8 protein-coding genes are annotated in these 13,008 nt (G+C 71.3%); 3 read left to right on the top strand and 5 right to left on the bottom strand.

The window, feature by feature from the left end:
- Positions 1-79: 79 nt before the first annotated feature.
- Positions 80-1,117, top strand: coding sequence for an IS630 family transposase (locus WMF24_RS26315; RefSeq protein ID WP_437729744.1), 1,038 nt, complete (start codon positions 80-82; stop codon positions 1,115-1,117).
- 18 nt (positions 1,118-1,135) lie between these two features.
- Here the strand turns inward: WMF24_RS26315 and WMF24_RS26310 are convergent, their stop codons facing one another.
- From WMF24_RS26310 to WMF24_RS26295, 4 genes are all read right to left on the bottom strand, one after another.
- Positions 1,136-1,456, bottom strand: coding sequence for a hypothetical protein (locus tag WMF24_RS26310; RefSeq protein WP_437730139.1), 321 nt, complete (start codon positions 1,454-1,456; stop codon positions 1,136-1,138).
- 533 nt (positions 1,457-1,989) lie between these two features.
- A complete protein-coding gene (locus WMF24_RS26305) occupies positions 1,990-2,667 on the bottom strand; it encodes a 7-cyano-7-deazaguanine synthase (protein WP_437730138.1) in 678 nt (225 codons plus the stop codon).
- Between the two features lie 142 nt (positions 2,668-2,809).
- Positions 2,810-4,132 (bottom strand): endo-1,4-beta-xylanase, encoded by a 1,323-nt coding sequence (locus tag WMF24_RS26300; RefSeq protein ID WP_437730137.1) that lies wholly within the window; start codon positions 4,130-4,132, stop codon positions 2,810-2,812.
- Between the two features lie 543 nt (positions 4,133-4,675).
- A complete protein-coding gene (locus WMF24_RS26295) occupies positions 4,676-5,515 on the bottom strand; it encodes an inositol oxygenase family protein (RefSeq protein ID WP_437730136.1) in 840 nt (279 codons plus the stop codon).
- A 624-nt stretch (positions 5,516-6,139) separates the two neighbouring features.
- On the opposite strand from WMF24_RS26295, the gene WMF24_RS26290 reads away from it, so the two are divergent.
- Positions 6,140-10,918, top strand: a complete 4,779-nt coding sequence (locus WMF24_RS26290) for an nSTAND1 domain-containing NTPase (RefSeq protein ID WP_437730135.1) — start codon at positions 6,140-6,142, stop codon at positions 10,916-10,918.
- A 92-nt stretch (positions 10,919-11,010) separates the two neighbouring features.
- Here the strand turns inward: WMF24_RS26290 and WMF24_RS26285 are convergent, their stop codons facing one another.
- Complete coding sequence (locus WMF24_RS26285; protein WP_437730134.1) at positions 11,011-12,693, bottom strand: thrombospondin type 3 repeat-containing protein; 1,683 nt, start codon at positions 12,691-12,693, stop codon at positions 11,011-11,013.
- Between WMF24_RS26285 and WMF24_RS26280 the strand changes: the two genes are divergently transcribed.
- Positions 12,692-12,832, top strand: a complete 141-nt coding sequence (locus WMF24_RS26280) for a hypothetical protein (RefSeq protein WP_437730133.1) — start codon at positions 12,692-12,694, stop codon at positions 12,830-12,832. The genes WMF24_RS26285 and WMF24_RS26280 overlap by 2 nt on opposite strands.
- Positions 12,833-13,008 lie beyond the last annotated feature (176 nt).

The following is a 13,008-nucleotide window of genomic DNA, read 5'->3' as shown; positions in this document are numbered from 1 at the left end:
GCCGCTGTGAACGAACCCACCACGAGGAGGAGAGGCCGATGGGGAGAATGTTCTTCGGCTTCGTTCCCGGCACAAGCGGGTGCTCCAGCAGCGAGCCCGAAAAGCGCGGGACGGGGCCTACCGAATCCGCTGCCTGATTCTGCTGAGGTTGGACGCCGGAGCGACGCCGGCACGTATTGCAGAGGAGCTCCAGGTCGCTCGCTCGACGATCAGCCGGATCCGCTCGCGCTTTCTCGCCGAAGGACTTGCGGGCCTACGCGACCATCGCGCACACAACGGTCAGCGCAAGGTTTCTGCAGCGCACCGGCGGCGACTTGAGCAATTGCTCGACGCGAGCCCGCAGGACTTCGGCTGGGCACGGCCGACGTGGACGCGCGAGCTGCTGGCGCTCCAGCTCGAACGCGACACCGGGCTACGCCTGAGCGTCGGCCACATCGGTCGGCTGCTGCGAGCGATGGGGGCGCGCCGCAAGCGCCCCCGTCCCGTCGTCCGCTGCCCGTGGCCGAAGGCGCGCGAGCGCCGCAGGATCGGAGCGATCCGCAAGCTGATCTGCAGCCTGCCCCGCGACGAGATCGCGTTCTACGTCGACGAGATGGATGTCGATCTCAACCCGCGGCTCGGGCTCGACTGGATGCGGCGCGGTCGGCAGAAGCGTGTGCTCACGCCCGGCAACAACCAGAAGCGCTACGTCGCTGGCGCGCTGACGATCGGCTCGGGCAAGCTGACGTGGGCGTTCGGCGCTCGCAAGAGCAGCGACTTGTTCATCGCGGCGCTGGCCACGCTGCTGCGCCGCTACCGGCGCTACCGGCGGCTGCACGTCATCGTCGACAACTTCGGCATCCACACGAGCAAGAAGACCCGAGCATTCGTCGAGGCCGCGGGAGGCAAGCTCGTGCTGCACTTCCTGCCGCCGTATGCGCCCCAGTACAACCGCATCGAACGTGTCTGGAAGCAGGTCCACGACAACGTCACCCGCAACCATCGGTGCGCGAGCATCGACCAACTCGTCGAGGAGGTGGATGATTGCCTGGAGGCCCTCTCCCCGTACCCGGGGTCGTCCGCGAGCCTGCGGCCTGTGGTCAGCTCGCCCGTTGCCGATTCGGGATCGGCTATTTAGCTCGTTGCCATCCCGGAGTCAGCGCTTGATCTGGGCGTCGGGCCAGAGCCCGAGGATCTCTTGCAGCTGATGCTCCGGAGCGAACTCCTCCCAGACGATGCCGTTGCAATCCCGCGTATCGGAGAAGGCGCTGGCGGCGTCGTCCTCCCATCCCAGATGGCGCAGACCCGTCGCGTCGCCGGCGGGGACCTGACGAATGGAGAAGTTCACCGTGTCGGTGCGCCACAGCGCGTACTGGTCAGGCACGATGACGTGCGGCTGCGCCGCCAGGCGCCGCGTGTAATCGACAATGGAATCCGTCAGTGAACGCACGCCCAGAGCAACATGGAGCCTTCGCATCTACGACCCTCCGCGCGGCGCCGACGTCGACTCGATGAGACACGCCGTGACGGAGCTCCGCGCCAGGCACCGGTAGCATGGGCGAGGCAACGGCACCAGCTTCGGCGAGCTCATCCTCACTGTGTCGCCGTCGCGCCTTCGCCTGGCCGGCGCGGCGAGGTTCCGCCCCATAGAGCACACGAACCTGGGAGTGACACGTTGCGACAGCGCGTCGAGGACCTCGAGCAACGTGTCGCGGAACAGCAACATACCATCGATGTCTTGCGCCAGGCGAGCGGGTGGAACGGTAGCAGCGCCGTCCCGTTGCACGCGCTGCTCCGGCTGATCGATTGCAGCTCCGACTTCATAGGGATAGCCGACATGGAGGGCCATGCCCTCTACGTCAACGAGGCTGGCCGGAACATGGACGGGCTCGAATGCATCTCGATGGACGAGCGCGATGGCTCCGGTCGGGCGCTGTGGGTCGCGGCCATCCACACGGCTGGACGCCGCGCGCTCGAGAGCGGCGCGCTCCTGCGCGGCGGTGACGCCCCTCAGCCCCGCTGCGGCCCCGATGAGCGCTCCGCGACGGCGTCGTCCGCCTCCGGCCCCTCTGGGTCGTGGAGGTAGAACCCGGGGCCCTCCGGCATGCCGGCGGCGGCGAACGCCGCGCGGCGCTTCTTGCACTGCGTGCACCGCCCGCAGTGGCGCTCGTAGCCCAGCATGCAGCTGTACGTCTGCCCGTAATCGATGCCGAGCCGGACGCCCTCGGCGAGCACCGCGCGCTTGTCGAGCCCGACGAGCGGCGTCTCGATGGCGACGGTGCCCAGCGCGGACGCGAGGTGGCGAATCGCCTCGAGGAACTTCAGCGACGCGCTGGCGTATCCATCGATGTCGTCGCGGATGACGGCGATGGCGATCGCCGCCGCCTCGATCTGGGCCGCGTACGAGAGCGCGAGGCTCAGGACGACGAGGTTCCGGTGCGGCAGCGGGATGTGGAGCTTCGCCTGCTGCTCCGCCCGGAACGCCGCCCCGACGGCGCCCATGTCGAAGCGCCGCAGCGAGAGCCCGAGCGCCGCGCACTGCCGCTCGGCCGCCTGGTGCTCCCGGTGCGCGGCGCGCTGGCCGTAATCGACGAACACCGGGACGACCGGCGCGCGCGCGTGCACGACGTGGAGCAGCGTCGTGCTGTCGGCGCCGCCGGTGAGGAGGACGATGGTGGGAGCCTGCATGACCGAAGAAGATCGGCGATCCGGCGCGCGAGCGCCAGGCCCTTTCGGGCCGGCTGCGCCGCGGCGCGCGGCAGGGCGCGCGCTCGTCGCTGCATTCGGGGGGGGGCGCCGGCGGGCGACGGCGCCGCCGGCGCGTAAGACGCTAGCGGCCGAGCAGGGCGTCCAGCACCCTGTTGTAGGTCGCCTTCTTCTGGTACTGGTCGTCGAAGAGCAGAGACTGCGAGCTCTGCCCGTTGCACAGCGCGCCGCTCCAGGAGTTGAGCCACGACCTTCCGTCGTTGATCCCCCAGAAGGTGATCGCCGTGCACTCGGGCATCGAGAAGCAGGCCGCGACGATGTCGTGGTAGTACGTGAGCTGCTCCTCCGCGGTGACCACGCCGCCGCAACGGTTGATGTCCATCTCGGAGATCAACACCTCGAGGCCCAGATCGGCGAAGCGCCTCAGGTTCGCGGCCACGTCCGCGCCGCCGGCCTCGTTGTTCGGCGGGCCGATGTGCATCTGGAACCCGACGCCGTCGATCGGGACGCCCCGCTCGACCATGCCCTTCACCATCTCGTAGACGAAGTCGGCCTTCTCGTTGAGCGCGTCGATGCTGTAGTCGTTGTAATAGAGCTTGGCGGTCGGGTCTTGCTCCCTCGCGATCTGGAAGGCGAGGTCGAGGTACCTCTCACCCAGCGCGTTGAAGAACACCGAGGGCCTCATGCGGGGGTTGCCGACGCCGGTGTCGCTGTTGGTGATGACCGCCTCGTTGACGACGTCCCAGTGGTTGATGCGGTCCTTGAAGTGCCCCATCACGTTCTCGATGTGCCGGCGGATCGCCTGCTCCACCGCCGCCGCCCCGCTCAGGGAGTTGGCCCATCCCGGCAGCTGGTTGTGCCACACGAGGGTGTGGCCCTTGACCTTCATGTTGTTCTGCCGCGCCCAGTTCACGATGTTGTCGGCGGCGCCCCAGCTGAACTGCCCCGGGTTCGGCTCCAGCGCGTCCCACTTCATCTCGTTCTCTGCCGTCACGTAGTTGTGCTCGGCGGCAGCGACGCTCTTGTAGCGGTTGTCGTTGAGGCCGCCGCCAGAGATGGCCGCGCCGATCAGGATCGGGGGGTTCGCCTTCTCGCCGGCCTCCCTCAGCGAGCTGGCGCTCGCGGCGGGCGTCCTCGTCCGCGGGGTGCTCGGGCCGCCGCCGGTGCCGCCCCCGCCCGTGCCATCCATCCCGGTGCTCGTGCTGCTCGTCGCGCCGCCCGTGCCGCTCGCGCTCGTCGTGACGCCGCCCGTGCTGCCCGTCGTCGCGCCGCTCGTGCCGCTCGTCGCGCCGCCCGTCGCGCCGCCCGTGCCGCTCGTCGCGCTGCCCGTGCTGCCCGCCGCGCCCGCGCCGCCGGTCCCCCCTTCCCCCCCGTCGCCACCGCCGTCCGAACAGCCGATGGCGCACAGGAATGCCGAGAGTAGAAGGGTAAGGGGTGCTGACCTCATGCTCGCCTCCAAAGTAAAATGTCTTTACTATTTCCCGCGGTATGGAGCCTTGGTCATCGCCGGCCCCACCCCGCGAGCGCGCGGCGCCTGAGAAGGCGCCGGAGCGGCAGCAGATCGGCCGCTATCCCCTACGCCTACAGCTTCGCCACGCGGGTTCCAAGGGATATGAATACCCGAGCGGAGTTCCAAATTCACGCAAAAATTACGTTGTGGTGATGTTGCGTGTCCAACAACGAGCCAGGTAGGGGGGCCCACGCAGCGTGACCCTACGTGTGTCCCGCGGTTTACAGGGGCCGCTCCCGCGTGACCCTACGTGTGTCCCGCGGTTTACAGGAGCCGCTCGCGCGTGACACCCTGTGTGTCCCGTTGTTTACAGGGGCCGCTCCCGCGTGACACCCTGTGTGTCTCGCCGCTTCCAGGAGCCCCCTCGGGGCGACCCTATGCGGTTCCCACACATGTGCCGTGGCGTGCTCGGCAGCCTCTCCGGCGCGCCTCGTTCCTGCCGGGGACGCGCGCGTCCTCGTCGCGCGCTCCGCCGCTGCCTCACCAGCGGAGCTCGGCCGGCAGGAAGTCCGCTATCAGGTCCCTGTAGAACGGCTTCAGGCGCTGCACGTCGGGAGGGGCGTCGGCCTTCGAGTACAGATCGTACGGGTTGAACCGCCGCACCCACTCCATCATGCGGCGGTCTTGCTCGTTCATCAGGTGCCCGTACGCGCCCTCGCGGTGCGCCGCGTAGAACGAGTGGTATCGGATCATGGCAAGCGCCTCGAGCGGCAGGTGATCCTTCACCACATGATACAGGTACTCGTCGTGCCCCCACGACATGTGGACCCGGGAGAGCCCCGCGCCCTCCTCGTAGATGCCGCACGGCGTCCGGTACGCCGGGTTCGCCCTGTCCGGGTTCCGCGCGAAGAGCTCGGGGAAGACGACCCGGTCCGAGTGCGCGCAGCCCACCGGGAAGGTGTCGCCCACGACGGCCCACTGCGGCTCGCCCCACGTGCACAGGATCTTGCCGGCGTCGTGGATCAGCGCGGTCAGCACGAACCACCGCGGCTGCCCGTCCCGCCGCGCCGCCTCCGCGGACTGGAGCGCGTGCGCGATCTGCGACGTCTCCGTGTCCGGATCGCTGTCGTCGACGAGCCGATCGAGCAGCTCGAGCGCCTCCCACATGCCCATCCGGCAGCGGTCGAGGCCGAGGTACTGCCGCTGCTTCGCCTGCACGAAGGCGAGCGTCTGCCCCTCGTGGTTCAGCCGGTAGAGCTCCTGTACGCTCGGCCGCACCCCGGCGCGGTAATCGCGAAACGCCGAGGCCTCCTTCTTTGCCGCTGCTCCGCGCGCGTCGCTCGCTTCCACGCCCGGGACGCCCGACACACCAGATTCCACGCCTGAACTCTGCTGACCTTGCTCGCTCATCGCTCCGGCCGACAACGTACCACCCGGCCCAGCGCGGCGCGAGCCGCCGGCGGCCGCGAGCACACCCGGCCCTGGCCCGCCTGACCTCGCCCGCTACCGGGCCTGCGGTGGTCCGCGCCTCCGTTCAGCAGCCGTGTCCGAGCGCGCAGCCACGGTGGGCGGGATTCTCGTCCTCGAATGAAGGGGGACCTGATGGGCGGGTATCCGAGCGACCGGCCGTCAGGCAGCCTTGCCATGGCTTGAACGCCGATGCGCGGCGAGCGCAACACCGTTGTTCGCCGCGTCCGCACGACGGAGGTCGAGGCGTCACGTCGAGCATGCCATTGCAATATTCCCGCGTGGGTGCGTGCCCGGCGTCGATGGACATCGGCTTCCCATGTCGCGGCGCTGGCAAAATACGAGGTTCGCCGCCGCGGGCGGTCGGAGGGCTGTCCTGCGGGCATGCCCGTGGTGGTAGTCTCCCCTGCAGGAGACGATGAGCGATGGGGGCAGGGCGGTCATCCAGGGGGGATATCCCGCGTCGTCGTGCGGACGCACCTTGGCCGGGGCGCCGGCGCGCCGAGCCCCGGGCCGCGCGGCCGCGATGGAGGCGCCATGGACGGCGATCGTGACTCCCTGAGCGGGCGCAGCATGTTCGGCGAGGACACCGCACGCACGATCGCGCTCGCCCACAGCACGCGCCCGCAGATCATGGCCCGACCGGCCCCCCGCGCCAGGGCACACGACTCCGCCCCTCGCCCCCTGGACGCAGCGGCGCTGCCGCCGCCGGAGATGCCCATCGCGGGCGGCCTGCCGATGACCGTCGGGGCCACCATCAAGCAGTACGAGATCCTCCGCAAGCTGGGGGAGGGCGGCATGGGGACCGTGCTCCTCGCCCGCGACACGAAGCTGGGGCGCCTGGTCGCGATCAAGCTCCTGCACGAGTTCAGCGGGCAAGAGGCGGAGCGCTTCCTGGCCGAAGCGCGGGCGACGGCCCGCTGCCGGCACGAGAACATCGTGGTCATCCACGAGGTGGACGAGATCCATGGATACCCGTACATGGTGCTCGAATACATCCAGGGCCCCACGCTGCGCGCGTGGATGGCGCAGCGCGGGCGCGCCGGCGGGGCCGAGCAGCTGGCCGCCGACTCCCTGGGCGGCCCGCTGTCGCTGAGCCGCGCGGTCGAGCTCATGATCCCGGTGGCCCGCGCGCTGATCTGCGCGCACGGGCTCGGGATCGTGCACCGGGACCTCAAGCCCGAGAACATCCTCCTCGACGACGCGGGCGCGATCAAGGTGCTCGATTTCGGCATCGCCAAGCAGATCGAGGGGCGCGTCGTCGCGTCGATCACGGGCCCGCAGGCGGCGCTCACGGAGAGCGCTGGTGAGCCCGCGGCGAGCTCGATCGTCGGCACGCTCCCGTACATGTCGCCCGAGCAACTGCTGGGCAGGGGCATCGATCATCGGGCTGATATCTGGGCCATGGGCATCGTGCTGTACGAGCTCGTCACGGGGGGGCACCCGCTCGCCCCGTTCTCGCCGGCGCGGCTGCCGGAGCTCGTCGACCTCGATGCGCCGATGCCCAGCGCCCGCGAGCGGCGCCCGGACGCGGGCGCGCTGGGCGCCCTCATCGACCGCTGCCTGAAGAAGCGCGCCGCCGAGCGCCTCGGCTCGGCCAGGGAGCTGCTCGCGGGGCTCGAGGCGCTGCTGCCCGGGAGACGCTCGCTCGACCTGGGCGAGGGGGAGAGCCCGTTCGCCGGGCTGTCCGCGTTCCAGGAGGAGGACGCGGCGCGCTTCTTCGGCCGCGATCGCGACGTCGCGGCCGTGACGGCGCGGCTGCGCAGCCACCGGCTCGTGGCCGTGGCCGGGCCTTCCGGGGCGGGCAAGTCGTCGTTCGTGCGCGCGGGCGTGATCCCCGCGTTGAAGCGCGCCGGGGAGCGCTGGGAAGCGTTCCTCCTGCGCCCGGGGCGCCACCCGCTGTCCGCGCTCGTCGATGTGCTCGTGCAGGTGGCCGAGTCGGAGCCTGGCGGCGCCGGGGCGAGCGCGGTGGCCTCGCTCGATTACGACGCGCTCGCGGCCACGCTGCGCGCGCAGCCGGGCTACCTGGGCGCGCGGCTGCGCGCGCGCTGCCGCCGCGAGGGCAAGCGGCGACACCTGCTGCTCTTCGTGGACCAGTTCGAGGAGCTCTACACGCTCGGCGCGTCCGCCGAGGAGCGGGCGGCGTTCGTCGCCTGCCTGGAGGGCGCGGCGGACGACGCCGCTTCCCCGCTGCGCGTGCTGCTCGCCATCCGGTCGGACTTCCTCGACCGCATGGCCGAGGATCGCCATTTCGTGGCCGACGTGACCCGCGGGCTCATGTTCCTGCCGCCGATGGGGCGCGAGGGCCTGCGGGAGGCGCTGACGAGGCCGCTCGCGGCCGCCGGTCACCGGCTCGAGACCGCGGAGATGACCGAGCAGCTGCTCGGCGCGCTGGAGCGCGCGCGGACCCCGTTGCCGCTGCTGCAATTCACGGCGGCGACGCTGTGGGACGCGCGGGATCGCGAGCGCCGGCTGCTGACGCAGCAAAGCTACGAGCAGATGGGCGGCGTGGCCGGCGCGCTGTCCGCCCACGCGGACGCGGTGCTCGCGGCGCTGTCGTCGCGCGAGCAGCGGCTCGCGCGCGCGGTGCTCTTGCGCCTGGTGACGCCGGAGCGCACGCGCGCCGTGGTGAGCCTGAAGGAGCTCGGCGAGCTCGCCGAGGACGCCGAGGGGGACGGCAGCGACGCGATAGCGCAGGTGATCCAGCACCTGGCGGGGGCGCGGCTGCTGCTGCTCGAGACCTCGGGCGAGCGCGAGGGGACGACCGTGGAGCTCGTGCACGAGTCGTTGATCGAGCGGTGGGCGAAGCTCGGGCAGTGGCTCGACGAGAGCTCGCGCGACGCGCAGTTCGTGGCGCGGCTGCGCGCCGCGGCGGCGCAATGGGAGGCGAGCGGCCGGGCCGAGGGGCTGCTCTGGCGCGACAGCGCGGCGGAGGACGCCAGGGCGTGGCACGAGCGCCGCGCCGGCGAGCAGGGCGCCGCCTCCCGCGTCGGGCTGGGCAGGCGTGAAGAGCGCTACCTGCTGGCCGTCGTGGCGCTGTCCGACCGCGCGCGGCGCGTGCGCCGGCGGCTCGCCACGGGGGTGATCGCCGCGCTCGGGACGATCGCCGTCGTCGTCTCGTACCTCGCGGTGGACGCCCGACGGGAAGCCGAGCGGGCGGACGCGAACGCCGAGCGCGCGGACGCGAACGCCGAGCGCGCGGACGCGAACGCCGCGCGCGCGCAGGCCGAGGCCCTGCAAGCGCGCAACGCCGCCCGGATGGCCGCCGCGCGCGAGCTCCAGGCCGATCCGACGCTCGCGCTCTCGCTGCTGCGCGAGATCGAGCCTCCCGACGTGCCGCGAGGGTGGCCCGAGCTGACGCGCTCGGCCCTTCACAGCACGATCGCCCGCGCGGTGCTCGCGCACCCGGATGGCGTCATGTACGCGCGCTATAGCCCCGACGGCCAGCGCATCGTCACCGGGTCCTCCGACGGGAACGTCCGGGTGTGGAGCGTCGATGGCACGGCGGAGCCCCTCGTCCTTCGAGGCCACAAGGGCAGGATCTGGTCGGCGCACTTCAGCCCCGATGGCAAGCGCATCGTGAGCGCGTCGGAGGACGACACCGTGCGCGTGTGGAGCGCCGATGGCGCGGGAGAGCCCCTCATCCTCCGGGGGCACGACGCGCGGGTCTCGTCGGCGGCCTTCAGCCCGGATGGGATGCGCATCGTCACATCGTCCTTTCACAGGACGGCGCGGGTGTGGAACGCCGATGGCACGGGGCCGCCCGTCGTCCTGCGGGGGCACATGGTCGGTGTCTGCACCGCAGCGTTCAGCCCTGACGGCAAGCGCGTCGTCACCGGGGGGCTCGACTGGACGGCGCGGGTGTGGAACGCCGATGGCACGGGAGCGCCCGTCGTCCTGCGGGGGCACGAAGCGGACGTCTATTCCGCGGTGTTCAGCCCCGATGGTGCGCGCATCGTCACGGCGTCCAACGACAGGACGGTGCGGGTGTGGAACGCCGACGGCACGGGAGAGCCGGTGGTGCTGCGAGGGCACGAAGAGCGGGTCTCTTCCGCGGTGTTCAGCCCCGATGGCGCGCGCATCGTCACGGCATCGAACGACAGGACGGTGCGGGTGTGGAACGCCGACGGCACGGGGCAGCCGCTCGTGATCCACGGTCACCAGGATCGGGTCACCTCGGCGGCGTTCAGCCCCGACGGCGCGCGCGTCATCACGTCGTCCGCGGACGGCACGGCCCGGGTGTGGGACGCCGGTGGCACGGGAGAGCCCCTCGTCCTTCGCGCTCACAAGCAGGCGGTCACCTGGGCGGAGCTGAGCCCTGATGGCAAGCGCATCGTCACGGCATCGAACGACAAGACGGCGCGGGTGTGGAGCGCCGACGGCACGGGAGAGCCCGTGGTCCTCCGGGGCCATATCGCGGAGCTCATGTCGGCCGTGTTCAGCCCCGATGGCGCGCGCATCGTCACGGCGTCGAAGGACGGCACGGCGCGGGTGTGGAGCGCCGACGGGACGGGGGAGCCCGTGGTCCTCCGCGGTCACGTGGAGGCGGCCGTGTCGGCGGCGTTCAGCCCCGACGGCAGGCGCGTCGTCACGGCGTCGTACGACGTGACAGCGCGGGTGTGGAACGCCGATGGGACGGGAGAGCCCCTGGTCCTCGGCGGCCACGAGGCAGAGGTCTTCTCGGCCATGTTCAGCCCCGATGGCAGGCGCATCGTCACCGCGTCCCAGGACAGGACGGCGCGGATATGGAGCGCCGACGGCGCGGGAGAGCCCCTGGTCCTGCGCGGCCACGAGGGCGACGTCTTCTCAGCGGCGTTCAGCCCCGATGGCAGGCGCATCGTCACCGCGTCCCAGGACAGGACAGCGCGGGTATGGCGCGCCGACGGGGCGGGGGAGCCCCTGGTCCTGCGCGGTCACGAGCACTGGGTCCTGTGGGCGGCGTTCAGCGGCGACGGCGGCCGCGTCGTCACCGCGTCCCAGGACAACACGGTGCGCATCTGGAACGCCGACGGCACGGGGCAGCCCCTGGTCCTCCGCGGCTCCGATGATCCTGTCCATCACGCCGTGTTCAGCCTCGATGGCAAGGGCATCCTCGCCGCGTCGGGCGACGGGGCCGTGCGGGTGTGGGCCGATCTCGAGCCGCTCCGCGGCGTGGACGACCCGGCGCTGTGGACCGCGACGACCTACTGCATGTCCGTCGAGCGCAGGACAGCGCTCCTGCGCCTGCCCGAGGCCACGGCCCGGGATCACCGCGACGCCTGCCTGCGCCGCGTGGAGGAGGCCCGTGCGGCGGCCGCGGGATCGAGCCGACCATGATGCTCGCCAGCCCGGCCTGGCCGTCCTCCCCGCGGCGCTCTCGCGCTACATGCTGTTCATGAGGTGCTCGTGACGCGAGCCACGGAAGCGCCTCAGGGCCGGTGGCCCGTGAGGTCGAATGTGGCCTGCGAGAAGAACTCGAAGGAGCCCGAGAGCGTGGTCTCCTGGAACGTCGTTCCGCGGAGCTGGTACGTCACCGTGAGCGGCACGGCGGAGCAGAGCGGGGCGGAGAGGTAATTGAAGCGATCATCGCGGTAGTTCGCGGGCCGGTCCATCGCGAGGAGCGCCTCCGTCTCGAGGGTGCCGACCGTCGACCCGCGCTCGGCGACGATCACCAGCGGGCCCAGCGTCTCGAAGCGGTAGTGGGCGGAATGGGCGCCGCCGTTGTAGTCGGTCCTCTCGACGATGAGGAAGCTCTCCGGCACCATGTGATAGCGGATCGTCGACCCCTCCACCGTGACCCAACCCAGGCTCATCCGACCCTGGGAGGCGCTCCCGGCGCCGCCGTTCCACGCGCTGCCGTCGCTGAGCCGGTACTCCGCGTGGATGCCCGTGATCGGCATCGACGTCGCCGAGCCGCGCTCGCTGTAGGACGGGCTGATGGTCATCGTGTCGATGGTCTCGGGGCTCGGGGGGCTGGCAGGGTTCGGCCAGCTCGTGTCGTGGTCGGGATCGACGACCCCGACGGCCAGGCACGCCCCGCCGCGCTCGTCGATGCCCAGATCGCAGGCGTCGCCGATCCGGTTGCCGTTCATGTCGAGCTGGTCCGGGTTCACGTCGAAGGGGCAGTTGTCCTCCAGGTCGACGACGCCGTCGCCGTCGTCGTCGCCGTCGCACGCGTCCCCGAGGCCGTCGCCGTCGAAGTCCGCCAGGTCCGCGTTCGGCGCGTAGGGACAGCTGTCCAGCGTGTTGGACACCCCGTCGCCATCGATGTCGTCGTCACAGGCGTCGCCCCGGCCGTCCCCATCGGTGTCGGTCTGGACCGCGTTGTCGATCCACGCGCAGTTGTCCGACCCATCCGCGACGCCGTCGTCGTCGTCATCGTCGTCGCAGGCGTCGCCGTACGGGTCAACGTCGAAGTTCGCCTGGTCGGGGTTGCCGACCGAGACGCAGTTGTCGGCCGCGTTGGGCACGCCGTCGTCGTCGAGGTCGGCGTCGCAGGCGTCGCCGCTCCCGTCTCCGTCGGTGTCGATCTGGTCCACGTTCGCCGTATCCGGGCAGCTGTCGTCCTCGTTCTGGACCGTATCGCCGTCGAGGTCGGCGTCGCACGCGTCGCCGGCGCCGTCCTGGTTCGTATCGGCCTGATCCGCGTTCGCCACGAGCGGGCAGTTGTCGTCGAGGAGCGACAGCCCGTCATCGTCGGCGTCGACGTCGCACGCATCGCCGAGGCCGTCGCCGTCCACGTCTTGCTGCATCGGGTTCAGGGCATAGGCGCAGTTGTCGTCGGCGTTCGGCAGCAGATCCCCGTCGATGTCGGCGTCGCACGCGTCGCCGCGCCCGTCCCCATCGACGTCGCTCTGATCGTGGTTCGGGGCCCCGGGACAGTTGTCCACGGCGTCGTCAACGCCGTCGCGGTCCGGGTCGCGCGGGTCGGGCACGCCGCCGCCGCCTCCGGGGCCCCCGTCATCGTCGCAGCCGCCCTGAGCACCGGCACCATCGCCGCCGCCGCCTCCGTCGCCGCCATCACCGCCGCTCCCGTCCCGCACGGGGCCGATGCACGCCGCGAGAGAAGAGCACAGCAGAACACACGTCGCGATGTGGTTCCAACGCATCATGAATTTCCTCAAGCCATGCCTGGATTCAAGGACTCGATGGCAGCAGCATGAGATCCGCCACGAGGACGAGCTGGCCCCGGCGTTCGCTGATATCCGGGCCTCGGGCGTGGTCGCTGGCGCGGGCGGCGACGGCGCGTGACGGCCGCCGTCGTCGCCGCCTGGCTCCCACGGCGCGCCAGGATCGCCGCGCGTCCGGTCCCTGTCCACCACACCGCACGAGTCCAACTCGCCGGCACCCGGGCGTCGCGGACGCCGGCCCATCCCGGGGGTGCGATCGCCGGCGCGCCCTCTCCGGTCGAGGCGCCAAACCCGGTG

Origin of the sequence: Sorangium sp. So ce1335, from assembly GCF_051521615.1 — a bacterium.
Lineage (GTDB): Bacteria > Myxococcota_A > Polyangia > Polyangiales > Polyangiaceae > Sorangium.
Note: the sequence above shows the minus strand (reverse complement) of the source record. Positions and strands in the feature narration are given on the sequence as shown.